The 26,000-nt window shown below is 66.3% G+C and carries 18 protein-coding genes; 7 read left to right on the top strand and 11 right to left on the bottom strand.

All coding sequences use genetic code 11. The annotated features are described in order from the left end of the window. Positions 1-22: 22 nt before the first annotated feature. Positions 23-922, bottom strand: a complete 900-nt coding sequence (locus AB3X43_RS01675; protein WP_369428157.1) for a PhzF family phenazine biosynthesis protein — start codon at positions 920-922, stop codon at positions 23-25. A gap of 17 nt (positions 923-939) precedes the next feature. Beyond that, positions 940-2,118 (bottom strand): pyridoxal phosphate-dependent aminotransferase, encoded by a 1,179-nt coding sequence (locus AB3X43_RS01670; RefSeq protein ID WP_369428156.1) that lies wholly within the window; start codon positions 2,116-2,118, stop codon positions 940-942. An 808-nt stretch (positions 2,119-2,926) separates the two neighbouring features. Here AB3X43_RS01670 and AB3X43_RS01665 point away from each other — a divergent pair. Genes AB3X43_RS01665 through AB3X43_RS01655 form a run of 3 tightly spaced genes read left to right on the top strand, consistent with a single transcriptional unit; the run spans position 2,927 to position 7,900 of the window. Continuing rightward, a complete protein-coding gene (locus AB3X43_RS01665) occupies positions 2,927-4,939 on the top strand; it encodes an integrase core domain-containing protein (protein WP_369428155.1) in 2,013 nt (670 codons plus the stop codon). Then, positions 4,939-5,961 carry an ATP-binding protein gene (locus AB3X43_RS01660; RefSeq protein ID WP_369428174.1) on the top strand — a complete coding sequence of 341 codons (1,023 nt, stop codon included), beginning with the start codon at positions 4,939-4,941 and terminating at the stop codon, positions 5,959-5,961. The genes AB3X43_RS01665 and AB3X43_RS01660 overlap by 1 nt, the downstream gene beginning before the upstream one ends. 13 nt (positions 5,962-5,974) lie before the next feature. Then, complete coding sequence (locus AB3X43_RS01655; RefSeq protein ID WP_369428154.1) at positions 5,975-7,900, top strand: hypothetical protein; 1,926 nt, start codon at positions 5,975-5,977, stop codon at positions 7,898-7,900. A gap of 509 nt (positions 7,901-8,409) precedes the next feature. Here AB3X43_RS01655 and AB3X43_RS01650 read toward each other — a convergent pair. After that, positions 8,410-9,009, bottom strand: a complete 600-nt coding sequence (locus AB3X43_RS01650) for an RES family NAD+ phosphorylase (protein WP_369428153.1) — start codon at positions 9,007-9,009, stop codon at positions 8,410-8,412. Then, positions 8,990-9,604: a hypothetical protein gene (locus AB3X43_RS01645; protein WP_369428152.1), complete on the bottom strand. Its 615-nt coding sequence runs from the start codon at positions 9,602-9,604 to the stop codon at positions 8,990-8,992. Before AB3X43_RS01645 ends, AB3X43_RS01650 begins: the two co-directional genes overlap by 20 nt. Positions 9,605-9,757: 153 nt before the next feature. Here AB3X43_RS01645 and AB3X43_RS01640 point away from each other — a divergent pair, with 153 nt between their 5' ends. The 4 genes from AB3X43_RS01640 (at position 9,758) to AB3X43_RS01625 (ending at position 14,413) form a co-directional block, all read left to right on the top strand. Beyond that, positions 9,758-11,344 (top strand): ATP-binding protein, encoded by a 1,587-nt coding sequence (locus AB3X43_RS01640; protein WP_369428151.1) that lies wholly within the window; start codon positions 9,758-9,760, stop codon positions 11,342-11,344. A 2-nt stretch (positions 11,345-11,346) separates the two neighbouring features. Then, entirely contained in the window at positions 11,347-13,662 is a 2,316-nt protein-coding gene (locus AB3X43_RS01635) for a phage integrase family protein (protein WP_369428173.1), read from the top strand. A 123-nt stretch (positions 13,663-13,785) separates the two neighbouring features. Beyond that, on the top strand, positions 13,786-14,121 hold the full coding sequence (locus AB3X43_RS01630; RefSeq protein ID WP_369428150.1) for a type II toxin-antitoxin system RelE/ParE family toxin: 336 nt from the start codon (positions 13,786-13,788) through the stop codon (positions 14,119-14,121). A 7-nt stretch (positions 14,122-14,128) separates the two neighbouring features. Continuing rightward, positions 14,129-14,413 (top strand): helix-turn-helix domain-containing protein, encoded by a 285-nt coding sequence (locus AB3X43_RS01625; RefSeq protein WP_369428149.1) that lies wholly within the window; start codon positions 14,129-14,131, stop codon positions 14,411-14,413. A 121-nt stretch (positions 14,414-14,534) separates the two neighbouring features. Here the strand turns inward: AB3X43_RS01625 and AB3X43_RS01620 are convergent, their stop codons facing one another. From AB3X43_RS01620 to AB3X43_RS01590, 7 genes are all read right to left on the bottom strand, one after another. After that, the gene (locus AB3X43_RS01620; protein WP_369428148.1) at positions 14,535-19,496 is read right to left on the bottom strand and encodes a hypothetical protein; all 4,962 of its coding nucleotides are present in this window, start codon (positions 19,494-19,496) and stop codon (positions 14,535-14,537) included. After that, complete coding sequence (locus AB3X43_RS01615; protein ID WP_369428147.1) at positions 19,486-20,976, bottom strand: methylation-associated defense system protein MAD7 family protein; 1,491 nt, start codon at positions 20,974-20,976, stop codon at positions 19,486-19,488. The genes AB3X43_RS01620 and AB3X43_RS01615 overlap by 11 nt, the downstream gene beginning before the upstream one ends. Before the next feature lie 314 nt (positions 20,977-21,290). Beyond that, entirely contained in the window at positions 21,291-22,580 is a 1,290-nt protein-coding gene (locus AB3X43_RS01610) for a hypothetical protein (RefSeq protein WP_369428146.1), read from the bottom strand. A gap of 159 nt (positions 22,581-22,739) precedes the next feature. Then, entirely contained in the window at positions 22,740-22,940 is a 201-nt protein-coding gene (locus AB3X43_RS01605; RefSeq protein ID WP_369428145.1) for a hypothetical protein, read from the bottom strand. Beyond that, positions 22,937-23,737, bottom strand: a complete 801-nt coding sequence (gene istB, locus AB3X43_RS01600) for an IS21-like element helper ATPase IstB (RefSeq protein ID WP_369428144.1) — start codon at positions 23,735-23,737, stop codon at positions 22,937-22,939. Before istB ends, AB3X43_RS01605 begins: the two co-directional genes overlap by 4 nt. Next, on the bottom strand, positions 23,730-25,223 hold the full coding sequence (gene istA, locus AB3X43_RS01595; RefSeq protein WP_369428143.1) for an IS21 family transposase: 1,494 nt from the start codon (positions 25,221-25,223) through the stop codon (positions 23,730-23,732). Before istA ends, istB begins: the two co-directional genes overlap by 8 nt. Further along, positions 25,207-25,788 (bottom strand): hypothetical protein, encoded by a 582-nt coding sequence (locus tag AB3X43_RS01590; RefSeq protein ID WP_369428142.1) that lies wholly within the window; start codon positions 25,786-25,788, stop codon positions 25,207-25,209. Before AB3X43_RS01590 ends, istA begins: the two co-directional genes overlap by 17 nt. Positions 25,789-26,000: the final 212 nt, after the last annotated feature.

The following is a 26,000-nucleotide window of genomic DNA, read 5'->3' as shown; positions in this document are numbered from 1 at the left end:
GTACCTTTCCTACACCACGAGCCTACAGCGTCAACCGCCCGTCCACACAGGTGATGCACGAGCCACCGACGCGGACCTGTCCATCCGCGCCGATCTGCACCTTCACGCGCCCGTCGCGTCCGACACATCGCCCCTGGGCAGCGACGTAGGCCGCGCCTTCCAACGGCAGCAGGCCGCGCGCCCACTGGTAAGCCGCCACGCTGGCATTGCCGCTGCCACAGACGGGATCCTCCTCGACCCCGCAAGACGGCGCGAAGGTGCGCACTTCGATGGCGACCTCGTCCTTGCTGGCGGGTGGGTAAGGTGGGTAGTGGCCGAACACCGTCAGGCCGGTGACGCCCAGGCGGCGCTCAAGGGCCGCCAGCTTCGCGAAGTCGGGCCGCAGGTCGAGCACGGCGGCCGCGTCGGGCATGCGCAGGACCATCCACACCGGCCCCACATTCACCCTGGCGGGAGCGGCCCCGTGGCCCAGCGTACATCCCAGAATGCATTCCAACTCGGCCACATCGGCGGCCGGCAGTGGCTCGATGTGCGCGGACAGCAGCGTGAATGCGAACAGTCGTCCAGCAGGCCCCTCCTCGATCGAGAGGTTGACGAGGCCGATGTTGCACTGCTGTACCAGACGGCCGCCTTCACGTGGCGTGGCCCGACCGGCTTCCAGAATGGCATGCGCGCTGCCCAGCGTCGGATGCCCGGCAAAGGGCAGTTCGCTGCGCGGCGTGAAGATGCGCAGCCGGTAGTCGGCCTCCGGCGTCGTGGGTGTCAGCACGAAGGTCGTTTCGGACAGGTTGGTCCAGTTCGCGATGGCCTGCATGTCCTCGGTGACCAGCCCGTCGGCGTCGAACACGACGGCCACCGGGTTGCCGGCCAACGGCCGCTTGGTGAAAACGTCCACCACCTTGTATTCGTGGGTGTGCTTCATCATGACCTCCGTGGCCGTCATGCAGCCGTTGCGTCCAGCACCGCCGACAGGGCGGCCAGAGCCGGCCCCAGGCGCCCAGGTGGCAGGTACCCGAAGCCCAGCCGGAAGACGCGCGCTTGCTCGCCAAACCAGGCGCCCGATGCCAGTTGCAGCTCGTGCGCGGGCAGCAGTTCCCAGAATCGCGCGACGGCGTCGTCGTCAAAGCGGTCGGCGCGCAGGCGCACGCAGCACAGGGCACCACCATCCGGGCGAATCCATTCGATGCGCTGACGCTCCGCCTCGCACCAGGCGGCCAGTTCCCCGAGGCCTTCGGCGAGCAGGCGGCGACGCGGCGCCAGCACGGTCTCGCGGTGGCGCAGGAGTGCGGTGGCCAGCGCCTCGTCGAGTACCGAGCCGCTGATCACCGTGTTCATCTTGGCGACGACCAAGCGCGACCTGAGGTCGTCGTCCGCCACGGTGAGCCAGCCCGTGCGCAAGCCGGGCGCGCCCAGCGCCTTCGACACCGAAGCACCCGTGACGATGCGCGGGTGCAGCCCGGCCAAGCTGTCCGGTGCAGCTTCGTCACCGTAGGTGGCCTCGCGATAGGTCTCGTCGATGAACAGGACGGCCTGCGGCGCACGGGCCTCCAGCAGCGCCAGGATCTTCTCGATGGTGGCGCGCGGCGTGCGCACGCCACTGGGGTTCTGCGGCGAGGCGAGGCTCACCAGCTTGGTCTTCGGCGAAAGGCTGGCGGCGAGTGCGTCCAGGTCCAGCAGGTAGTGGTCGTCGAAGCTCAGCGGCACCTCGCGGACCGTGACACCCGCGCCGAGCAGGCAGTCGCGGCTCGGCGGGAAGCAGGGGGTCACGAGTACCGCCTCGTCGCCCGGCCGACAGGTCTCGAAGGCCAGCAGGAACAGCCCCAGGGCTGTTCCCTGTGTCGTGACGATGTGCTCGGCCGGCACCTGGCAGACCTTGGCGATCTCCTCGCGCAACTCGCCCGACCCGGCCGAACGGCCATAGCCGAGCTTCAGTCCGCGCAGGGTTTCGAGCCCGGCCAGGTCCAGCACGTCCCCGACCGTCAGGTCCTGCGAGGTGCTCTCCGCCAGGTTGAAGGGGCGGTTCACGTCGAGCAGGGAAATGATCTCGTTGTAGGGAAAACGGCCTCGCCACGCAGGCGCATCCGGCGCGGCAATGACCTTGTCTTCAATCGCTTTCATTCATCCCACCTTGAGCGTCGGGGTTGCAGGAAAGCCGCGATCCTAGGGATCGCCAAACAATCACGACAGCCACAAAAACCGGCGAAGTCAACCAGTACAGTTTGTGTTCCGCTCAAGGGCGATTCGCTGACGATCGAGGCTGACATGCCCTCGGTTGGTGGAATTGCAGGCGGAACGACTCAGAGGAACCGAAGCAAGTCTGCTCGGCCGTGCATACCGCTCGCACAAGCGAAATTGATGCTATCGATACGGTCGACCCTCGGAGGGAGGTAGGCTCCAGACCACGTCCGAAAGATGATGCTACTTGGCAAGTAAAAATGATGCTTGATGGGCGATTCAAGCCAATTTGACGCTTGCTGTCGGGTCGCGAGAGGCTGGGTGTGAGAGGGAGGCAGTGTGCCGGCGCCCCCGGCGACTTGGCAGTGAAGCCGAACTCACCGAGGCGCGCCGACACCTCTTGGCCCAGGAATGCCGTGAATTCAATGACTTGCAGGCTGACGGCGCGAGTTGTGCCGATGCCGTCGGTGCTGGCGTCATGGCGGTGTCGCGGCACCATGAGGCCGCGCAAGGTCGCCATCTGCGGCTGCCCGGCGTCGATAGCATCAAATTGTCTTGCAAAGTAGCATCAAATTCAGTTGCGTGAGCGCTCACACAAGAGAAGTTGTAACTTATCTGCCGCACTTGTTCCCCCAGGCGAGCCAGGGTCGAGATGGGTTACGGGTAGGGTCTCTCGGCAACCGAAGTTGTAACGCAGGCTACGGTTCAACTATTCTTGTTTTCCAGTCGGCGACTTCCAAGAGGAGCCCGCATGCCCAAACGCGCTCGCATTGGTACAAACGTTTGGTCCGGTCATGTGGCCGTGCCGGGCCAAGTGCGTCCCGAGCAATGGCCGGCGGTCGACGCCGACGCCCTGCCAGAGGCACGACGCACCCAGTTCCTGCGACGCAAGACAGGCATCGTGCTGTACTTCAATGGCGCGAGCGAGGCGGATATCCGCGCGGCTTGTGGCTTTGGTCGATCGCACATCTACCGTCTCATCACTGAACGCTGCTTGGCGCAGCATCCGGACGGGAACGTGAATGGCTGGCGCGGAGCCTTGCCTCACATCCGGGTAAAGGAATGGTCCAGGACAGCACCTCTCGAACTCGGTGACGGCGGCGTCGGCGCAGCCGGCGCCCTGCAGTGGCTGTTCGAGTCGCCTGGTGGCCGAAGCATCGAGTCCAGGTTCCGCAGACAAATTCTCGGCAAGGTGCCGCGGCTCGCCTCTGCGAAGCGGCCGAAGCAGGAACTGTTCACCTGGCTCATCAAGGAGCTTCGCGAGGCTGGCCTTGAGGCACGCGGGGAGTGGCCGTTCAACGTCGAGAAGCTGGGCTACGTCAGCATTTGCAAGTTCATCGACAAGGTTCTGGACGAGAACCCACGCCGACAGCGACAGCTGCTCGGCGGTGATGACGCGCAGCGCAAGGCGCGAGCTGGCGATGGTGCTGACCGGCCGCCCCTGCGCGTATTCCAGCGGGTGGAATGCGATGCCCACAAGCTGGATTCAAGGATGGTCGTGCTCATACCGTCACCGCACGGCGGCCACGAGACGCGCACGATCCGAAGGCTCTGGGTCATCGTCATCATCGAGGTCGAGTCTCGGGCCGTGCTCGGCTACCACCTCAGCTTGCATCCCGAGTGCAACGCAGAGGACGTGCTGCGCACCGTCAAGCGCGCCCTGACAGCATGGGCCCCCCGTGCCCTGCAGTGGAGCCAGGCCGCCTACTCGGAAGGTGCCGGCTTTCCTTCAAGCCATAACGAGCGCTACCTCGGCGCCTGCTGGGATGAGTTCAGCGTCGATGGGGCGATGGCCAACATCTGCCAACGCGTGGAGCGGCAACTGCGTGAAGTGGTCGGTTCGACCATCCTCAAGCCCCAGGATCTCGCCAGCTACAGCAGCCGGCGCAGCAAGGACGACCGGCCGTTCATCGAGTCCTTCTTCGGCCAGCTTGCCGCAGGAGGCTTTCACCGACTCTCCACGACCACCGGTAGCAAGCCAGCCGACAAGCGCGGCGCGAACCCTGACCAGGCGGCCGCTGCGACGCAGTTTCAGCTCGAGTACGCCGAGGAACTGCTGGATACGCTCATCGCCAACTACAACGCACGGCCGCACTCTGGCCTGGGCTGGCGCAGCCCGCTGGCTCAACTCGACTTCTTGACCGGTCGCGAACCAGGACGTATACGGCAAGCCGACGCCAGCGACGTGCGCCGCATGGTTGGTGTCCGCAAGCTATGCACTCTGAAGGGCGGAGTCAGCACCGGACGGCGCCCGCACTTCCACTTCGAGAACGCGCGCTACTCGGCCGAGTGGTTGGCACTGCGCACCGACCTCCTCGGCAAGAACCTGTGGCTGCAACTGGAGGACGAAGACGACGCTCGCTTTGCGAGCGTTTCGAACGAGCGTGGGGAATTCCTCGGCGTCGTGCGAGCTGCGCCGCCCTGGCACAGATCGCCCCATACCCTCTACATGCGCCGGGCCATCCGGGCGCTCGAGAAGCGGCGCGCCCTGCACCTTACCAGGCAATGCGACGCCATCGATGAGCTAATCCGCTACGCCGAAGGCTCCCACGACGGGAAGCTGCCACCGCATCCCGCATACCTCGAAGCCAGAAGGGTGTTGCAGCAGCATGCCCAAGTATTGGCCGGGCATACCGCAGTGGCGCAAACTGGGCAGCCACCGTCCGTGTCGACGGTCGAAGGGAACGATCAAGTCCAGCAGCTAGGCGCAGCAGAGAAGCCGCGGCGGCAGCTGCCACCCATGCAGATGGCCAAGACGTGGTGATGGAAGCCTGCGCGTCGACACCGCTGGTCGCGGAGCACCTCCCCAAGAACCATCCGGTGGTGACGCGCGACTATTCGCTCTTCACGCCGGCCATCTCCGAGATGGTGAACACGGTCGCGCACTGGATCGACGATCAGGTCGACGGCGCAACCATCTTCGGTCCTTCACGCTTCGGCAAATCCAGTGCTGTGGACCATTGGCTGCAGGCACTGTTGTCGCAGCGGTGTGGCGGCCACGTGCCCACGGTGGTCTGGAGCCACACCGACTCAGGCGGTACATCTTCTGTCGGGCGCTTCCATGCCCATCTCCTGCACGCCAGCCGGCACCACTTGGCCAGGGCCACGCGCAGTCCCCTCGATCGTCAGCACATGCTCATCGAGCGGTGGGCTGAATTGGCATTCCAGGGTGGCGGGAGATTCCTGGTTCTCGTCATCGATGAGGCGCAGGGGATGACGCAGCGGGAATGGCTGTGGCTGGTCGAACTGCACAGCCTTCTCGAGAAGGAGCGGATCCGGTTGTGTGTCTTCTCCATCGCCTCTCTTCAGGTGTTCGATGAGCCGATCGGAATGGCCCTGTCTGGAGGCGCCCATGTCGCCGCGCGGTTCATGCTGGCGTCCGAGCCGTTCCACGGAATCCGTGACATTGACGAGCTGCGCTTCGTCCTGTCGGGCTACGACACAGGTACCGAGTGGCCACCACGCTCGGGCATCTCCTTCACGGCCGGCCTTGCGCCCGAGGCGTGGGCGGCTGGCTTCAGAATGGCAGCCCTCGCCGAAGGCCTGATGCAAGCCATGGTGGACGAGTTGCCAGCCAAATACGAAGGGCCCATCGAGTTTCCGATGAAGACCGTGGCCCAGTCCGCACGCCACGCACTGCTGCGCGTAGCGAGCGGCGCTGAGCCCGATGACGTGATGTCCGTCACCTCCCTGCGTAACATCGTGGCCAACTGTGGCCACAAGATGTTGATGGCGGTGGTGACCGCCAACGCGACCAGACGGCGCCCGGCCGTCTCGAGAACCTGAGGCCACCGTCGCCATGGCGAAACTGACATGGCATACCGGCAGCGTGCTGCCATTCGCCTCGCTGTGGCACACGCTGCGCCGCCTGGCCGCGCTCAATGCATTGCAGTGGAGTGAACTACCTTTCACCACACCGCCTAGCGGGGGCGCTCCGCGCTGTACCCGTCTGGATCTGCTCTTCAACGTGGCCTGCCGCGACGGGTATTACTCGACCACTCCGGGCCTGTCGATTGACAGGCTCGCGCCCGCGCTTGCTGAGCCCGTCGACGCTTTCGCTTGGTCGCACTTTCACCGACTGAATGGAAGCTGGCGTGGCTTGCTTCACCCGTTCATGCGGATCTGCCCGGCTTGCATGGCGATGGGATACCACAGCGCCCTGCTCTGCCTGAAGCCGCTGCGGCGGTGCCCGATCCACCACCTCGAACTCGTGAGCAGATGCGGCTGCGGCCGCGGCTTCGACAGCACGGTCGACCGCACCGTCTTGCTGGCGCCTGGCCACTGTTCGTGCGGCCGAACGGGCTATTTCACGCGCGAGACCTGCAGGCGCCCGATCATGACGTTGCAGGACACCCTGCCAATGCTACCCGTGGTGGCTTGGCTCGAGTCGCTCTCGGGCGTTGTGCTTTCCGGCTCCCTAGATGCCGAGTGGGGCGACACATCCGACCGCATGCCTTTGGCTTCGCTCGCCACGTGGTGCGAAGCATTGGGCATCGGCTATCCGGCATGCTTTGAGCCGTCAGAACGCGTCAGTGGGTTGCGCTGCACCGACACACCGACTCGCGAGCCGTCCCGCCCGCACGCACGGCAGTGCGTCATGGCCGGGCAGCAGGACACCCTGTTGCAACGCATTGACGCCGAAACGACGCGGGTCTATCGTGCGCTGAACCGCCATCTTCGACGGCACCACGCACGAGGCAGCGAGTCGATCGGCATCGACTTTCTGCTACATCCAGACCCGCTGCAAATAGCGTCCGCCCTGCGTGAAAACCGAACAGCCCTGATGGCCTTTGCCGACCTGTTGTTCTGTCGGTCCATCGAGCCCGCCGTTATGCGGCGCCGCTGGCCAAGTCGCCGACCCGACGATGGTGTTCGCGGCATAGGCATCCGGCTGGACGTACCCAAGACGCACGCCATGTTCGGTCTATCGCCCGAGACTCAGTCGCAGCTTGCACGCCGGGTCGCCACGGCAGTCATCGTCCACGCTTGGCGGCGGGCGCAGCACCTTGCGATCGCCGCCGTGCGTACCGGCGTCGCAGATTGGCGCGGAGTTGGCGAGCCGCTCAGTACTGCAACCGATTCTCACATGCCCCAGGTGCAGCGTCTGACCTGGGCTGCCTCGATCGTCGGCGGCAAACTTCGATTTGTGTCAAGCGCGGCGCCGGCTGCAGTGGACTGGTCGCTGCCCAGACCCGAAAAAAGGGAGCGGACGCTGGCATGGCGACGGGATGTGGCCGAGCGGACGGCTGCTCGAACCGCTGCATGCAGGGGACCGTGCCTGACTTGGTCATTCGAGCAGGGCTGGACGGTGGTCGATTCGACGGGCCCTGGTGCTGGCCCGGCCAAGCGACATCGCCTGCTTGACGGTAGGGAGGTCATCGGGTATTTCTGGCTGTTTGCTGCTGAAAACGGCTTCGTGGCGCGTGCCTGCGGTGCCAGGATTCAGACCTCTGGTCACACGCCGTTGGAGGCGGTCAACCTGCTGCGGCTGGCACTCAGGCAGTTCCGCAGCCGATTCGTGCTTCCAACACGGCCCTCCGTTCTCGCGGACACGCACCACCCAGGTCGCACCGATCTTCAGATCGAACTGGATGCGCGGGTGTCAGCATGCCTGGTCGAGTTCGGCTTCTGGTCAGGAGCCTCGCGGCTCCATGACATCGCCTACGACCATCTCGACAAAGTTCGGCGACAGGGCCAGTGGCAGCAAGCCGATGCCCAGACGTGAGCGGCGTCCGATGGCAACGCTGTTGAGCATGGCTGCGGCAGCGCGGCTCACACACCGCGCCGACATGGCCGCCTCTCTGCCGAATTGCGTCAAACCAACGACAGGCGAGCTTGGTGGTTCGGTCGGTACCCGAACGCATAGGACACAACTTCGCTTGAAACTTGAACACAACTTCTCTTGTGTGAGCGTTTCGGACTGTACCTCTCGATTTTTCGTCATTAACTGACGCCCTGATAATCCCCCTTCTCAGGGTGTCAGAAAAATTGGTTCATCGCGCACCCAACAGATTGACAGGGGTGCTTTTGAGCCCCGCAGAGGCGGCACGGCCCCAGTTAGCCGATGTCATCTCCGTGATCACGCTCGGCGCGAATTCCCGGCTTGGGCGGTGTCTCGCCAGCCGTCCACCCCACTACATTTGCCCCATGAGTCCCGCCGCCGCCCTGCCCCGCAAGGGGGGAGGGGTGGCAGGCGCATGGCCTTTCAGTCAGGGGTAGCCGCAGGCTGCACCGTCACACCGCGGTGACGTTGAACCGATCACAAAGCGCATCGACCTGCGATGACGTCAACTTCTCCGCATGCAGTTTCCGCAGCCCGCTCCGCTCGAAGATCGCGTAGGCGAAGCCCTTGTTCATCTGGCGTGACACATACCGAATCCCATGCCATCGGGGATCGGCATCGTGAATCGCTTGCGCCCAAGCCTGGCTTACCGCGTAGTCGGCCGACGCACTGATGTCGTTGTTCAAGCCCAGTGCCTTGAGCGCCGCCCCCGTCAGGTCGGCCAGGACCAGCGTCTTGCGTCGGTCGCAAGCGAAGCGCACGACCGGGCGCTCGATCAGCTCGGCAGAAGGCACCTCGTAGGCACCATCAACGAACCGCCCCGATGCGTGGATCACGCTCTCCGCGAAAGCGACTTCGATCGAGCTGGCGGTGTAGCAGGTTCCGAACTCACCGATGCGGCCCGGATCCGGATCGTCGAATCGGTAGACACCTGCCGACCAGTAGGGTTCGGTGGCCGGGTACCGGCTCAACCTGACGAGCGACGCTACTTCGATCCTGACGGGCCGAAGTAGCTGCTCGAAGGTCCCGGGCTCAGGCAGCCGCAGCGACACGCGCGGCTCCTCGCTCGCGCGCCCAGGCCGCTGCCAGCCGTTCCACCTTGGCCACCGCAACACCAGCATCCAGGGCGACGGCGATGCCCCTGCCTCCCAAGGCGCCGTGCTCGCGCAGCCAGAACATCAGTTTCTCGCTGGCACCGAGGTCGCCGAGCGCGCGGCACACGGTGGCCACGGTCTCGCGATCCAGATCCAGGAACGCTTGCGGGTAGTACAGCCGGTTGCCGATTTTCACTGCGAAGACTTCGCCCCGCTCCGCTGCCGGCGCCAAGGCTTGGCGCGTGAGCCCCCAGGCATGCGCGAGCTGCTCCCCGGACACGACGAGGCCATCCTTGACCCATTGCACTCGGGCGGCTTCCCCACGCGCCGTGGCCCCGGCCAGGCCGCCGCAAGCCGGTGCTGGCGAAGACGTCGCAGCGGGCACCTTGGTGTGTGCCACACGCGATCGAACGCCAGGAACCTTCGTTGATGGCAGCCCTTGGAGGCTGACCGCCGATCGAAGGCTGCCCAGATCCTCGTTGAGCCGCCCTACGGCCGCTTCGAGCTGCGCGATACGGCGCAGGAGTACGGGGGTGCTGACGTTGATGCCCATGCTTTTATTTTAGGCAAGTGCAAACAATAAAGCAAATTAAGAAAATGAAGCAATTACGGCCTCGGCCGACATGATCGTTGCGGTCGTGTCCGACGCAACTTCCCTGGCTTGGTTGGTCCCTAGCCAAGGGCCCGCCCCCACTACACTTGCCCCATGACCTCCGCCGTCCCCGCACTGCCCCGCAAGAAGCTGCCCGTCGGCATCCAGACCTTCGCCAAACTGCGCGACGAGGCCTGCTACTACGTGGACAAGTCGGGGCTGGCCATCGACCTGATCGAGTCCGGCACCTACTTCTTCCTGAGCCGGCCGAGGCGCTTCGGCAAGAGCCTGCTGGTCGACACGTTCAAGGAACTGTTCGAGGGCAACCGCGCGCTGTTCGAGGGGCTGGCCGCCCAGACGCGATGGGACTGGTCCCGGCGCCATCCGGTCATCCGCATCAGCTTCGCCGATGGCATGCTCAAGAGCCGGGCTGAGCTGGACCGGCGCATCCAGAGCAACCTGCGCCGCAATCGCGCCGCCCTGGGCCTGCCCCGTCCGGCCGACATCGACCCTGACGACACGGCCGATGACCTGGCCGACCTGATCGAACAGTCCCACCTGACGCGAGGCGAGCCTGTCGTGGTGCTGGTCGACGAGTACGACAAGCCGATCCTGGACAACATCACCGATCCGCCCCGGGCGGCCGAGATGCGCGACGGGCTGCGCAACCTGTACTCGGTGCTCAAGGGGGCCGATCCGCACCTGAAGTTCGTCTTCCTGACCGGGGTGTCCAAGTTCAGCAAGGTCAGCCTCTTCTCGGGGCTGAACAACCTGCAGGACATCACGCTGGACGCCCGCTGGAGCGCGCTGTGCGGCTACACCGACCACGACATCGACACCGTCTTCGCGCCGGAGTTGCCGGGGCTGGACCGCGACGAGATCCGGCGCTGGTACAACGGCTACAACTGGCGCGGTGTGGGCATCTACAACCCGTTTGATGTGCTGCTGCTGTTCGACACCCGGGAGTTCAAGGCCCACTGGTTCGACACCGGTACGCCCACCTTCCTGGTCAAGCTGCTGGCCGATCAGTCCTGGTTCACGCCCGATCTGGCGCAGTTGAAGGCCGACGAGATGGAGCTGCTGAGCTTCGAGGTCGAGCAGATCGGCGCGGTGGCCCTGCTGTTCCAGGCCGGCTACCTGAGCGTGCACGCCGTCGAGGAGACCGAGACGCGGGAGCTGATCTACACGCTGGGCTACCCGAACCGGGAAGTGGAGATGAGCCTGAACCGGGTGCTGCTGCTCGGCTATGGTGTGCCGGGGCGGGCCGCTTCGCTCAACCGGCAGACCCTGCTCAAGGCGCTGCGCGAGCGGGACTGGATCGCCATGGAAACGACGCTGAGAGCGCTGTTCGCCAGCATCCCGAGCGACTGGTACCGCAAGAACCCGCTGGCCGGGTTCGAGGGCCACTACGCCAGCGTGTTCTACAGCCACCTGGCCGGGCTGGGGCTGGACCTGCGGGTCGAGGATGCGACCAGCCACGGGCGCATCGACCTGACCGTGGTCCAGTCGGGGCAGGTGTTTCTGTTCGAGTTCAAGGTGGTGGCAGACGCACCCGAAGGCCATGCGCTGCGGCAGATCCGCGACAAGGGCTACGCCGAGAAGTACCTGGGCCGGGGTGCGAACGTCCACCTGATCGGGGTCGAGTTCAGCCGGTCGGCACGCAACATCGTGGGCTTCGAGGTCGAGACCCTCGCCGGTTGATCGTGACGCCAAACCGCCCGCGCGGCCGTCCCCGCGGCACCCAGACCCGGCTGCTGCACGAACACGCCGGCCACCTCGGGCGCCACCACTTCGCTTTCCTGCGCGCGCTGCTCGACGGCGTCGAGCTGGAGCAGGCCTGGACGCGCTACCTCGCGTTCTCGGGCGGCCCGAGCGACCGGCGGCACTTTGTCAGCCGCCTGCGCCAGGTGGTCGAGGCGATCGAACACGCGGGGGTGCGGCAAGCGTGCGCGGCCGAGCTGGCGGTGGCGCTGCCGGCGCTGCGCGCGCTGCCGGACTTCGTGCCGGCACGGGGGGCACGGCGGGGCACCTTGCCGCCAACAGCAACTGCCTCCACTGCCGCCGCCGCCCCCTCCCTGGAAGACTGGCGGTTCGCGCAGTGCGGCGCCTCGGGCATCGAGGAAGATTTTTATACGCAGGCCGAGTGGGTTGACCTCTATGGGGAGGCGTTCGGCCACGCACCGCCAGCGTCGGCGTCATTGCCCGCCCTCCACCCTGAGCCCGCCCCCGTCCTCTCGGCCACGGTACACGCTCGCCTGGCCGAGACCGCTCACCCCGAGGTGACTCCACGCCTGACCCCGGCGCAGCGCCGCGCCGTGATCGACGCGCTTGCCACCCTGGAGCGCGTGCTGGCTTGCGAGGCGCGGCTGGACGACGAGACCGGGTTCTGGTTGGGCGCAGGCCTGCCGCGCGAGCTGGCCCGGGTGGGGGTGCAGTCGCTGGGCGACCTAGTACGCTACATCAACCTGCAGGGCTTTCGTTGGCACCGCACGGTATCAAGGCTGGGCGCGGTGCGCGCCGCGCGGCTCGTGGCGTGGCTCGTGCCCATCGCGCAGCAGGGGGACCAAGCGATTCGGGACTCGGCGCTGCGGCCCGAGAGCGACCTCGCACGGCTGCGTCAGCGCGACCTGGCAGGTGCGCCGGTGACGGACCTAGCTGATCCAGCCAGTGGCACGGATCCGCTGATGCCGGTCGCGGTCCCGGTCATGGAAGTGGCCCTCCCGGATGCGCTCTCCGGACGCGACGGCCTGTTCCGCGCGCCCGACACCAACGTCTGGGGTGCCCAGACCGACGTGCAGGCCATCCAGCAGTGGCTGAGCCGCTACCAGGGCCAGACGCGGCGCGACTACGCCCGCATCGCCGAGCGGTTCTACCGCTGGTGCCTGCAGGTGCGGCGCAAGGCGCTGTCGTCGCTGCAGGAGCCGGACCTGCAGGCCTACCAGGCGTTTGTCACGGCACCGCCGCCGGACTGGGTGCAGCCGCGCAAGGTGCGCCGGGAGGACGCCGCATGGCGACCGTTCCGGGGACCACTGGGGCGCAACAGCCAGCGCCACGAATTCGCAGTGCTCGGCGGGCTGTTCGCGGCGATGCACGACAAGGGCTACCTGCGCGCCAACGCGATGTCCGGCCTAGGCCGCACGCTGGGGCTGGTGAAACCCAGCATCGACGTGCGCCGGTCGCTGAACGAGGCGCAGTGGTCGTTCGCGATGGCGGTGCTGCGGGAGCGGCCGGACACGCCGGCGCGGCGACGGCTGCAGTTGCTGCTCGAACTCGCGAGCACGACGGGATTGCGGCTGTCCGAGCTGGCGACGACCCGGATGAAGGGTTTGCGGCAGGAACTGGTGGACGGGGAGTCCGCGTGGCTGCTGGACGTGATCGGCAAGGGCGGCAAGCTGCGCACGGTGATGGTGTTCGACGACATCAAGGTGCTGATGGAGCGACACCACGCGGATATGGACGCTGCGGGGGTAGGGTTCGAGGACGCCGTCAAGCGGGTGCAGGTGCCCAACAGTCTCCCGACCACGGCTGCGGGCGAGCGCATGGCCGCGGGCGACCAGGGGGCAGATGCAGTGGGGCCCACGAGCAACGCGCTCCAGGACGCCCTGCGTGCCGAGCACCTGCAGGCGTGGCGGCCCCTGATCGGGATCCTGCGGCGACCGCCGCCGAGGCGGGATCTGGATGCGCGCGGGGTGCCGTTCGTGGACCGGGAGCGCCCCGCGCAGGCCGATCGGTACGGCGCGCTGGAGCGCTCGGCGATCTACGGGCTGCTGCGGCGCTTCTTCAGGGACGTGGCGAACGCGGCGGCCACGCGAGAAGGGGCACCACCGGCGGCCGAGTTCACCCGCGCCTCGACGCACTGGCTGCGCCACACCTTCGCCAACGAGGCGATCAAGCAGATGCAGCCGCAGGTGCTGCAGAGCCTGCTGGGCCACTCGGACCTGCGGGTGACCTCCGTGTACGTGACGGCGCAGGCGGCGGATCTCGTGCGGGGCATGCGGGCGCTGCCTCGCAAGCGCTGAGGTCAAGCCGCCCGCGAGCGGTGTCGCCCCTTGGTTCGCCAGCGCTTCATGGCCTGCCAACAGGGAATGTCATGACGTGGCGAGTCGGTACATGACACTAATCCAATGGATTACAATTTATGCATGCTGACCATTGCCGAACTGCCCGAATACCAGAAGCGAGCCGGCAAGCTGCTGTCCGATGACGATCGCCGGGATCTGATCCTGTACCTGGCTGCACACCCTCGGGCCGGCGATCTGATCGAAGGCACAGGTGGCGTGCGCAAGCTGCGATGGGGACGCGACGGGCGCGGCAAAAGCGGGGGCGTGCGCGTCATCTACTACGTTCACAGCGACGCCATGCCGCTGTACCTGCTGACGATGTTCGCCAAGAACGAACGGGCGAACCTGACCCGGGCCGAATGCAACGAGTTGGCCGGCATGGTTGATCTTCTGGTGCAAATCTGGTTTGAAAGGTAGAACCCTCATGGGCAAAGCATTCGAGAGCATTCGCCAAGGGCTGAAGGAGGCAGCGGCCCACGCCCGGGGCGAGGCCACAGGCGTCAAGGTCTATGAGCCGACCGCCGTGGACGTGGCCGCCGTGCGGGCCCGGCTGGGGTTGACCCAGGACCAGTTCGCGGCCCGGTTCGGGTTTTCGGTGGCGACCCTGCGCCATTGGGAACGCGGCGATCGCCGGCCACAGGGCCCGGCGCTGGTGCTGCTGAACCTGATCGAGCGGGAACCCCAGGCCGTCATGCGGGCGCTGTCTTGATCGGGTGACGTGCTGCACGGCCGTGCTGACGCGGCCGACTGGTCAAGTCGACCTGCGTCCACCATTGGCAGGCGTGGTCGCCTCGTTGAGGTGACCATGTCCTGATGTCTGCAAACCCATCTCACGCCAACAACCGGATCACCACGGGCCGATGTGAGCCTTCACCGTTGTACATCGCGTGATACTTGGCCATGCGCTTGATGTCGTCGGCACAGTCTTTTACCCGCTCGCTGGTGGTGAAGATCCTGGCCATCTGGCGAGCATCCGTCTCATTGAGTCGCAGCGTCAGGTAATTCGCGATCGCGCTGTAAAGCGATGGATCAAAGTCCTTCGCTTCTTGTGACGCGACGACGAAGGCGATGCCGTACTTGCGACATTCCTTGGCCATGGTTGGCAACAGCTTCAGGCCTGCAGCGAGATGCGCCTCGTCGAAAACGATCGCATGCGTGATCTCGGACTGCAGCCCACGCCTGAACATGTTCTGGTAGATGTTGTGCAGCACAAAGGTGGAGAAGGCCCGCTGGAGCACCTCGTTTTGCGTGCCGTGAATCTGCACCAGCGCACACCGGCGCTGGTCAAGCAAGGACTGCGCCCCTTCGACACGATCAAAGAATCCGTAATCGTCCAGTTCGCTCAGTCTCGTCAGCAGACCGCGCTCGGGTTTGGGGTCGGCCTTCAACAGGTCGTAGAACGCGCGAAACGGCGGCATTTCGCCTCGCTGACCGATGGCCCAGCCACAAGCCTGGTAGCTGGCCTTCAGGGCCTCGCGCAACCGGCCAAGCTGCACATCGCCGAGGTCCGGAAAGATGGTGGAAAAAATGTCGCGCAAGGTGGTGACGTTGTCGACAAAGGCATGTGGCGTGTCCTGATCGACACGCATCGGATTGAATCCCAGGCCATTGAACTTGACTTCCAGCAAGCCACTGTTGATGCGCTCGGCAAGCTTCTCATCGATGTCCTCATGGTATGAAAACACGATCGGCGTGATCTGGTGCTCCTGCAACTGGATGCACAGGTTGATCAGGCAGGTGGTTTTCCCCATGCCAGGCAACCCCAGAATCATCAGGTGTGGATTGCTGCGGATGCTGGGCAGCCAGGTCAGTTCGGAGGCATCGGTTTGCCGGTGCCCGAGCACGATGTCGGCACGGGGTGGGTTCGTGGACTCGGCAATCGGCGCAGGGCGCAGCGATGCCAACGACTCGGTCGGATCTGAATCCATCGTCGATGCCCAAACCGGTGTTGTGGTCGCCTCATTCGACGGCGGTGCCAGCTCATCATCCATTGATTCGATCGCCACCTCGCATGCACTGGTACGGCTTGCCGCGTCACTCTCAACCATCGCTGGATCACCCACGGTTCGGGGTCGGACGGTACTCGGCGCACAGGCTTCAAGTGTGACCAGCGCTGCCGCATCGATGCTGCGACCGAAGATCTGGATCTGTGCCCCGCCGCCGTGGTCGACGCCGAGCGTTTGGCCATCGTTCAATTCCGGACAAAAAATGTAGGCCCGCCGTTCGAGATCTGACAACGCAGGGGGATCGGATTCCTTCTTGACCATCCGGTCGATTTCTCGGTCGATCACCTGCCAGGCAGGGTCGCGCAAGCCATGGCGTCGACCCTTGCGCGCGTAGAAACGCAGCACCCGCGCCAGCCAGGCTCGATGTACGGTTTTTTCAAGCATCGACGTGGCCATGCCGAACAGCCGCTCCCAATGCCGGCACGACGCATCGAGCTGGGATTCGATCTCATCGGCCAGTTCGTCGGACTGTGCCGCATCAAGCCGACGGCGGTACTTGACCTCGATGAAGGTCAACTTCAGCCCACCACGGCGCGCCGCCGTGACATGCAGCAGATCGGCGCGCCGCGAGCGGTTCGCTGGCGTGCCGACATCACTGAACAGTTCGGGCACATCATCCAGCGGGATCAGGAAGCCATCCTGCAGGGACAGACCCGTGCCGTCTAGCGCCAGTCGATGCCGGGTCAGTGCCAGCGCCACCATTTCTTCGACCGTTCGGCCATCACCCGCAAGGCGCAGGGCCAGGCGACCGCTGATCGATTTCAGGCCATCGAGCACAAACCTGCAGGCTTGTGCTGTCGGCTGCAACCCCATCTCTTGCAACACCCGGCCCAGAAGGCGCTGGATTTCGTCGAGTCGGCTGGTCGAGGTGATCAGCTGGGTGAAGCCAAGGTCATCGCGCTCGGGCACGCAATCGATGATGTAGGCCTCGTAGACCCGCGGCAGCTCCAGCGGTGAATCGAAGTATTCGATACCGGCATTGCGATCGGCGGTCACGACCCAGTCACACAGGTGGTGCATCTCCTCCAGCAAGCCGGCATGGACCGCATCGGCATCGGTGACCAGCACGGGCCAGTCGTCGACGGTTCCGCCCAGCTGGCGCGCCACGGCTTGCAGCACCGCGTTGTGCAGCAGGACCTGGCGCTCGGTCAGCACACGCGTGACCGGGTGCTTTTCTCCTTCGGGCTTGGCCGGTATGTAGCTCATCCAGCGGGGCTGCTGTGCGGTGGCGTTGAACTCGCGGGTGGGCATCAGCATCAGGCCGTGTGCTTCGAGCACACCAGTGGGCGGCAGGCTGGCGCGGGGACGTGTCTCCAGGCGGGCCTTGAAGAGATCGAAAGCCAGACACATGTGCGCGGCCGTGCTCGGGCGCTCCGCCGAGCGCCTGGCCCACTGCAATCGTGGCAACCTCACACCGCCAGGTCGGTGCACGCTGTCGAGCAAACGACGGTCCACCTCCGTGATGCCAGCCGCCCCGGTGCGGCTGCGTTCGTTGAGTTTGGCCAGAAAACGGCCTGTGCCCGGCCCCCCATAGAGATCCAGCTCGAAGCACACCGGCCAGGCTTCATCGCTGTCCACATCTGCGATCTGTACCTCCTGCAGGGCATGGCTCAAGGCACGGGCGACCGGCATCGCGTCACCAACCTGGAGAGCGTGCAAGCGAATGCGTCGATAGGACGGGTGCAGCCGCAAGTAGCGCCCCACTTCGGCGCCCAGCGCCTGGGCCGCGGCACGTCCGACCGTCGGCGCGATCGATTCGTCACCACCGACCAGGCGACCGAGCAGCGCGACAGTGGCCTTGGGTTCAGGATCATTGGCAGCAGCCAGGGCGACAGCGTGAAAGCCCAAGACATCGGCGAACACGAATCCTTGTCCCACCTCCAGACCAGGCAGGAAAGCCGGGTAATGCGCACCCGTGACCGGCGCGAGCAGACGCTCGATCTTGGCCGCGGGCAGTCCTTCGGCATAGCGGTGGTGGCGCACCATGGCGTCGAAGCTTTGCTGCCAGGCCACGCGCAGTGGGTGGGTGGGCAGCACGATCAGACCCAAAGTGGTGCCCGTGGCCGACACCACTTCCAGCGTGTGCATCAGGGTCAGCTCGGGTGTTCCGGTTTTCCAGGTCTGGCGCGCCGCATTCACGTATTCGCTCAGTCCCGGCACAGCATCATCGTCGTACAGCACGCCGATCGGACCATGGGCCTTGCTCATCCAATGGGCCAGGCGTCGTGAGGCCAATGTCAGTGCACTGACATCAGTTTCGGCATCAATGGACACAAAGGTTTCAGTGCCGATGGGTGTGCCGTCGGCTCGCACGCTCAGGCGCCAGCGTCCGATCGGACCTCCCCGTTCGATCCAGTCCCGAGCCAATCGCCTGATCAGTGGCGGGCTGTACACCTTGCCCGATTTCCCCTCCCATCGGCAACTGATGTAGCCGCGTGCGTCCTCGCTGAACAACGCCGGGTTGCCAGGCTCCCGGGCCATGGTCTTGAAGACGTCGGCATTCGGCGCGACATGAGCGACCGCGACGGCCAGCGTCTCGAAGGTCTTGCCTGCCGAGGCCTTCACCGGCTGGTCGCTGCGGCCGAAGCGCAGGATGAAGTCTTCCGGGCTGACGATCTGTTGAGGGCGATCGCCCAGCACGCGGATCACGACCTGTGGTTCGAAGCAGGCATCGCTCTCGACGGCGGCGAAGTCGTCCTGCGTGAACACCACCTTCTGGGGTGTCTTGCCACTGTGCGTGACGCGCTTTTCCGCCAGCACGTCGTGGTCGGTGCGGATCTCGATGACGTAGTCAATGCTGCCCTTGGGCAGATCCTCCGGCACGACCTGCCAGCGCACTTCCAGCCGGGCGCCGGAGGCCGCCGACTCGTTTTCTGTCTGCAGCAGCAGTTCGAGCCGGTCATCGTCGTTCAGGCTCAGGCCCGACCACTTGTACGGCTTGCGGTTCCTGGCGCGCCAACTGACCCATTCGACTGCCGCAAGCTCACTGTCGACGAACAGCCGGGGCCGCATCCGATTGAGTTGCAGGTCGTCGAGCGGAGCCAGTCGCGCCATCGCTTCGATGCGCGACAGACTTTGCACCTCGCGCAGGTAACGGACCAGCGTTTTTTCCGTCTCGGCCTGCGTGGCGTCGAGCCGCAGCGCGGCGACCCGTTGCTCGGGCGACAACCGTGCACCCTGCGTCGGCAGCAGCCGTTCGGTCAGGCGAGCGGCCTTGTCGAGGTCTTCGTCGTCAGGTCGGCCGCTGAATGCGACTGGCCAGAGCCCCAGTTCATGCAGCGCCAGGCCCGCTTGGCGGGGATCGGTGACCACCCGGCACAGATAGACAAATTCGCGCCATGGGGCCAGGTGGCGTTGGCCGCTGAGTTGCCGGGCCTTGACCATGGCCTTGTCGACATGGGTCTTGTAGCCCCGCTGCACATCCTCGCGCGCACTGGCGCGTGCTGCATCGAACAGCACCTTCTCGCTGATTTCCCGTCCGGCGCTGTAGATCCCGTCCATGCCGGCCCCCGCACTGCTCGGATCGACCAGCAGCAGGGTGGCCTCCCCTTTTTCCTCCCGCCAGGCCACCGCCAGATCGGCGGTGATGCAGCGCCGATCGATGTCGATCTGATCGGTCACCACGGCTATCCGCCAGCCCGGCACCAGGAAGAATGGGTCGGCGGCCAAGGCCCGGCACACCTCCGGTGGCAGGCAGCGCAAATAGGAGACGCTCGCCTGCGTCGCCGTGCCGAGCACCCGTCCGAGGGCACGGGTCAGCAATCGTGTGGCTTGGTCAGGCAGCATGGGTATTCACTTCGCGGTCGTAGCGCGGTTTGATCTGTTTCATGCCTTCAGCATCGTTGACGCCGATCAGCAGGCCGAGGTCGCGCAGGCGCCGTTCTAGGAAGCGCTTGTTGTCCGCCAGCAGTTGCTGCGAGATCGACTGCCCTGGAGGCTCCTGGTCGATGTAGAGGCCATGGTCCTCGCGCATGCGACGCAGGAAACCAGGCAGCGACAGCATCGAGCCTCCATCGGCCAGAAAGCGATGCACCAGAAAGTCGAGCATCGGCGCTTGCAGCACCACGGCCCGCAGATCCTGCGACTCACGATGACCTCCGGGCTGGGCGCGATAGACGCGACGCTTGGTGGCCAAGCCGTGTGGCGAGTCGGTCATCAGGGCCGATTCCAGTGCTTGTGCGTGGTTGCCGCGTTGCAACTTGTCGCCCATCAGCTGACACAGCGCTTCTCCCAGCCTGATGGCCGGGTGGCTCTGACCTTCGCGCAAGCGCTCGACGATGTCGGGTACCTGCCCTTCCTGCGACAGCGCTTCTGCCAGCCGCATCGCGTCTTCGTCGATCGCGTCGGCGATGGCCTGTGATCGAGGATGCCGTTCATGCAGGACGTCACCCAGCAGGTTGACCAGGGCGGTGCTGTCCCGGTCCGCAGCGGGCAGTTGATCGCGCAATTTGCGGTCGACGCGCACGCGGTCTTCGAGTACCCGCAGCACCATCATCGTCACCGCGAGGCGTTCGTGGCGCCGCAGGGTTTCGCCCGTGCACATTTCCGACACCTCGCGCAGCCTCCTGTCTTGGCCCTGTGAGGCATCGACAAACAAGGGCCAGGGCCTTTGCTGATCAAGCGCTTGCACCTGACCGCTGCGCTCCCAGTCCGACAGCAGTGCCGATGTCGACAGGATGACCTGTGTCAGGCCGAGGGCAATGCCCGCCTCCAGCATCGGCATCAACAGTGGCCTGGGGATGGTCTGACCATGGTGACCGATGAACTGCATGAGGTCTGCGCGCAGGACCGCGGCCGCCCGACGTGCCAGCGGAAGACGGTTGGCGATGCGGTCGCTGCCATCGCTGCCTCGCGCCTTCAGTGGGGCACCGCCACAGGCCTCGGCCAGGCGGACCATCAGCAGTTCGTCGATCGATGCATCGTGCGCCTGAGCGTCGTCGTAGCGGTCGGCACTGACGTCAGACACGAATCGTCCGCGCACACCCATGTGTCGGCCGAACACTTTCAACAAGGGGTTCTCGGTGCACGCCACACCGATCGGGAAGGCGGCTGTGCTGCGGCCGATTTCGAGCCACTCCCCATCCGGCTGGTCGGCGAGCAGCGCAACCAGCATCTCGGGCACCTGACGCAGGTGTGCGATGGTGCCTGGCAGGTCGATCCAACTCGCGAGGTAATGTGCCGGGTAGACCCGCTGCACCGGTTCGTCGTGGCCGGTGGCGTGGCTGCGGTTTTCTAGGCACCAGGTCTGCAGCAGGTCGCCGAGCACCGCACGCCCGATCTCGCCACCAAACCCGCTCAGACGCGACTCGGTGGCCGCTTCGAGCGCGCTCGCCACCGAGCCGATCGTGGGCACCTGCAGCTTGTCGTCGACCTGCAGGCTGAAGGTCGCACCGAAGCGTCCTTTGCCCCGGCGATGCCCCCAGCGGGTCATGTACAGCACCGCCGGCAAGATGGCCCCGATGTCGTAGGACTGGGCCGCGATGGGCAGGACCCCGTAGTGGTTGGCCGTCCAGAACGCCCGCACGCGCTGGGATCCGAGCACTTCTTCTGCGATCGCCTTGACGGTCCTTTCTCCTGCACTCATCGCAGCACCTCGCGTTCGATCGTTTGCACGCCATCCACAGCCGTCACGCGGATGCGGAACAAGCTGTGCTCGTCGCCAGGGTGCCAGCCGAACAACTCGCGGGTGTCCTCACTGGCCAGACGCCGCGTGTAGACCTCCAGGTTCGCGAAGATGCCCTCCTGTGCCACGCCCGACAACTGCACTCCGGCGCGCAACTCCAGCAGCAGATGAAACAGCTCCAGACCCATGGCCAAGACGTCGTCGCGGCCATGCGCACCGCGATAGATCAACCGCACATGCGTGTGCAGGGCTTCCAGTCCGAGCGCTGCCGCGGGCATCACCGCCTCCAGCCGGAAACGGTCCCAGGGCTTGCTGACCCACAGAACGGTTTCGGTGGGAGTGCGCGGCGCAATTCGAAGGGGCACACCAGCCGCCAGATGGGTTTTGTCCAGTGCCAGCGTCGGCAGGTCTTCGAGATGGGCGATGCCGAGGCACAACTCCTGTGTCAGCGTCTGGAGTTCCGGCGCGCTCATGATCCGTACCCGCCGGAAACGGTCGAAATGTCGTCCATGTGTCAACGTGATGCCAGTCGGATCCATGTCCTCCAGGCCTCCCAGCCAGGCGCGACGGCGGGCCTCGGCCAACCCAGCAGGGGATGAGGCTACCTGCGGGTGCTGTCGAAGCGTCCGATCCTGGTCGGGATCACATTCCAGGGCTGGATCGAGTCGGGCCAGTTCAGCCAGCAGATCGCCTTGGCGATGTGCGCTGTCAGCATCGAAACTGCGTTGCCAGAAACCGTCAGGCACCAGGCTGGGCGCCTGGTGCAGGTCGCTGCAGGTGTGCACACCGAAGAACACATAGGACAGCACGGCCCGTAACTCGCGTGCGGTGATGTGAACCTCGCCCCGCTGATGGCATGCCTGCAGTGCAAGCGTGAAGCGTTGACGGATCAGCGGTCCGCTTGCATCGTCCTTGAGCATCCTGACCGAACGCAGCGCCGTGCAGCGTGAGGCTGCGCTGCAACCGCCGCATACCGCCCAAGGATCCTCTCCAGGTCCGTCGAGAAAGCGGTCGAGCAGTGTGTCGAGGAAATTGGTACTCCAGCGCCCATCATCTGCGTCGAAACCGCCGACGAGCGAGCGTTGGTTCAGATCGATCAGGCGCACGCGCTCGTCGAGCGTCGTGCCTTCATCCATCAGCATGCGCTTGAGTTGCTGACCGATCCTCGACAAGGAGTCCTGCCGTTCCAGCCACTCCAGCAGCTTGCCGCTGTTGATGGCGACGATACGCACGGCATCAGGCGGCATGTCGCCGTTCTGGAGGGGTTTGAGCAGGGGGTGTTGCCGGCGATCTAAAAGCGCGTCTATTCGGCGGCGAAGTGCCGTTTTTCATGGGGCCGGCGATCAGCCCAAGAGAGCGGCCGCCAGAAGGCGGCCGGAAGGCGCAAGACAGACAGGAGCGCGGTGTCAGAACGGCTCGTCGGGATCGAAGTCCGGCATGGGCCCGGCGCGAAGCTGATCACGCCAGGCCTGCTGAACCTGGGGACCGTAGAGCTGCCAGAGGGTCTCGCGCATGACCTGCAGGCACTCGAAGACGGCCAGGGCCTGCTCGGGCGACCAGTGGGTGGGCCAGGGCGGCAGGCCGGGCGGTCCAGGTGCCGTGCTCATGTCGAGGCCTTGCGAGCGCGGGCAGGCGAGGCGGCAGGCCTGGCCCGCTCGGAGGACTTGCGGGCCGCGCGCTCCTCGGCCTCCTTCTGTCGGAAGGAACGGGCCTCGATGCGCACGACCTCGGCGCGGTGCATGAGGCGATCAACGAGCGAGACGACGCAGGCGGCGGCGGGGAAGACCTCGCCCCATTCGGCGAAGGCGCGGTTGGTGGTGACGACGGTGGAGTTGCGCTGATAGCGCCGGCTGATGAGTTCGAAGAGCAGGTCGGCGTGGCGGTTGGAGTAGGACAGGTAGCCGACCTCGTCGATGACGAGCAGGTCGGGGGCGGTGTAGTGGGCCAGACGCCGACGCAGGGCGGAGTCGCTGTCGAGGGTGGCTAGCTCGCCCAGGAGGGCCCCGGCGGTGATGAACAGCGCGGTGTGGCCGGCGAGCACGGCCTGGAAGGCGAGGTTGCAGGCGCACATGGTCTTGCCCACGCCGTTGGGGCCGACGAGCACGACGTTGGAGGCGTCCTTGAGGAAGTCCAGCGTCATGAGGTCTTCCAGGGCGGCGCGGTCGCACAGGGTGGGCCAGGACCAGTCGAAGTCGGCCAGGGGCTTGAAGCGGCCCAGGCGGGCCTCGCGCAGACGGCGCTCCAGACTGCGGCGGGCGCGCTCGGCGGCCTCCCAGCCCAGCCACTGGGCCACCGATTCCAGCGTGTCGGGGCTGGCCAGAACCTCGGGCCAGTGGGCCAGCAGGCCGTACAGGCGCAGCTCGTCGGCCTGTGTGCGCAGCGCGGTGGGGTCGTGCTCACTCATGGGGATGCTCCGGGGGATCGTAGGACGCCAGGTCATGGGCCTGCACGGGGGCATCGCGGCGCGCGACATGCGCGGGCAACACCAGGGCCACGGGAGGAGGCTGGCCGGCGGCCTCTCGGGCGCGCTCCAGCGCCAGGCGTACGGCGTTGGGGTGCGGGACACCCCGGTCGAGCGCTTCCAGGATGGCGGCCTGCACCGCGGCGGCGTCATGGCGCTCCAGCAGGCGCAGCAAGGCGGCCGTGATCGAGCCGAGGTTGTCACCGCGCTCGGCGGCGCGCTGCAACAGGGTCTGGCTGGCCGGGGCGGCCTGGGCGAGGCGATCGACGGCGCGGTGCGCGCGGGCCTGACGCTTGTGGGCGACCAGCGCCTTGACGTGGCTGTCCTGCTCGATCTGCTCGGCCCGGCTCCAGCTTCGCGGGTGACGGGCAACCTCGGTGGTGCCGTCGAGGATGCGCACCGTGTGCTCGTCGGCCAGCACGGCCAGCGCGCGTCGCACCAGCGTGTGCGGCACCGAGTAGTCGTTGAGGTCGAAGCGCACGTAGGGCGTCTTGCCCACCGTGACGGCCAGGCGCTCGCCCAGGGCCCACGGATGCACCGGCAGGCCCAGCAGCACCTCCCGCTCGGCCCTGAAGGCTTCGCGCACGCTGCGCCGGTGGTCTTCGGGCCAGCGCCGATCGGCGGCCGGACCTTCGCACCAGCGCCGGGCCTGGGCGTTGAGGTCGGCCAGGTCGGTGAAGGTGCGCGCGGCGAAGAAGCTCTCGCGCACATAGCGGATCGCGCGCTCCACCCGGCCCTTCTCGTTGCCGCGCGCGGGGGCGACCGGGCGCGGCTCGTAGCGGTGGTGGGCGGCGAACGCCAGCAGCGTCGGGTTGAAGCGGATGGCGTCGCCCTGGCGTTCGAGCACGGCGCTCTTGAGGTTGTCGTAGAGCAGCACCCGGGCGACGCCGCCGAAGGCCTCGAAGGCTTCGACGTGCCCGCGCAGGAAGCTGTCCATGCGGGCGTCCAGGAAGAAGCGCAGGAACACCTGGCGCGAGTGGCTGAGCACCATCACGAAGGCCATCAGGGGGCGACGCGCGGCGCCGATGTCGAGGTGGCCGAAGGCGCCCCAGTCGACCTGGGCCTGTTCACCCACGAGGGTGCGCAGGCGCAGGTAGGCCTCGGCCGGGGGGCGCGGCCGCAGCGTGGCGATGACATGGCGGAAGTGCTCGCCGCTGCCCTGGTAGCCGCGCTCGCAGACCATGGCGTACAGCCGCGTGGCGCTGAGCGTGGGAAACTTGCCCAGGGTCTGCAGGATGAAGGGCCGGTACGGATCGATGCGGCTCGGGCGCAGGGCATGAGTCGCCACCGGTTGTGCGCTGTGCTGGGCGAGCACGCGCCGCACCGTGTCGCGGTGTACCCCGAGCTGCCGGGCGATGGTGCCCACGCGCCAGCGTTCAACCTCGTGCAGGCGCAGGATCTGCGCGCTCACCTCAGGGGCTATGGTCATGGCGGGCTCCAGGTGGGGGCGCATGGCGCAGCCAGCTCAGGCGCACCCAGGACGACAGCACTGCCCGGCAGCGTCGGCACGTCCAGCCGGGTGGTGGCCGGGGTGGGTCGGTCAGCGCCTCGGTCGGCGCCGGACTCGGCAACGCAGGGGTCGTGCTCCATGTCGGCAGTGGAGCATCGGCCGCCACCCGCAGGGAACCCTGGTGCGTCACGTTCTGGCTTCGCTGTCGCTGGCGCCAGTGCCGCGAACGCGCAGCATGGGCGAGCCGCCCACCCCGGCTGCGCTGGTATCGGGCGGCCGCTTCGTGTCGTGCCGCTCGCCGCGACAGGCCCGAGCACACCCGCGAGCAGTAGCGCTGGCCCCGGTCGCAGCGGCTGCACAGCAGCACCTGCACCCGGCAGCGTGCGCACAGGAACAGTCGGGCCGATGCCGCCTCGGGAGTGTCCATCTCCAGCGCCTTCGCCTGGTCTGGCCGAAGGTGCTGGACGCCGTCGTCCTGCAGCGCCACACTGGCGTGGCACCACTTGTTGAAGCACGGTGCAGGGTGCGGCGTGGTTCTGCTCAAGCCGTCAAACTTCAGGGGCCACTGCCGCACCCACCCTCTTCGGCCTGGGTGCGACCGTTGTAGCGCAACGGCGGCGGCTCGGCCAGGGGCCCGTCTGCGGACCTCGGCTCTGCAGACGGCCTGCTCACCCTCACCGCCCGCCTGTCCCCCGCATCACTCGACACCGAGTTCACGTCGGCCTGTGCGAGCAGGGCCGCCCGCGGGCGGCCCGG

The organism is Sphaerotilus sp., from assembly GCF_041083715.1.
Lineage (GTDB): Bacteria > Pseudomonadota > Gammaproteobacteria > Burkholderiales > Burkholderiaceae_C > Sphaerotilus.
This window is presented reverse-complemented; position numbering and strand designations above follow the sequence as displayed.

Bases quoted from the DNA above. Each gene is read 5' to 3' on its own strand.
- AB3X43_RS01625 (WP_369428149.1), top strand. From the start codon at position 14,129: ATGGGCAAAGCATTCGAGAGCATTCGCCAAGGGCTGAAGGAGGCAGCG.
- AB3X43_RS01630 (WP_369428150.1), top strand. From the start codon at position 13,786: ATGCTGACCATTGCCGAACTGCCCGAATACCAGAAGCGAGCCGGCAAG.
- istB (WP_369428144.1), bottom strand. From the start codon at position 23,737: ATGAGTGAGCACGACCCCACCGCGCTGCGCACACAGGCCGACGAGCTG.
- AB3X43_RS01645 (WP_369428152.1), bottom strand. From the start codon at position 9,604: ATGGGCATCAACGTCAGCACCCCCGTACTCCTGCGCCGTATCGCGCAG.
- AB3X43_RS01605 (WP_369428145.1), bottom strand. From the start codon at position 22,940: ATGAGCACGGCACCTGGACCGCCCGGCCTGCCGCCCTGGCCCACCCAC.
- AB3X43_RS01655 (WP_369428154.1), top strand. From the start codon at position 5,975: ATGGCGAAACTGACATGGCATACCGGCAGCGTGCTGCCATTCGCCTCG.
- AB3X43_RS01670 (WP_369428156.1), bottom strand. From the start codon at position 2,118: ATGAAAGCGATTGAAGACAAGGTCATTGCCGCGCCGGATGCGCCTGCG.
- AB3X43_RS01675 (WP_369428157.1), bottom strand. From the start codon at position 922: ATGAAGCACACCCACGAATACAAGGTGGTGGACGTTTTCACCAAGCGG.
- AB3X43_RS01665 (WP_369428155.1), top strand. From the start codon at position 2,927: ATGCCCAAACGCGCTCGCATTGGTACAAACGTTTGGTCCGGTCATGTG.
- AB3X43_RS01660 (WP_369428174.1), top strand. From the start codon at position 4,939: ATGGAAGCCTGCGCGTCGACACCGCTGGTCGCGGAGCACCTCCCCAAG.
- AB3X43_RS01610 (WP_369428146.1), bottom strand. From the start codon at position 22,580: ATGCCGCCTGATGCCGTGCGTATCGTCGCCATCAACAGCGGCAAGCTG.
- AB3X43_RS01640 (WP_369428151.1), top strand. From the start codon at position 9,758: ATGACCTCCGCCGTCCCCGCACTGCCCCGCAAGAAGCTGCCCGTCGGC.
- istA (WP_369428143.1), bottom strand. From the start codon at position 25,223: ATGACCATAGCCCCTGAGGTGAGCGCGCAGATCCTGCGCCTGCACGAG.
- AB3X43_RS01620 (WP_369428148.1), bottom strand. From the start codon at position 19,496: ATGCTGCCTGACCAAGCCACACGATTGCTGACCCGTGCCCTCGGACGG.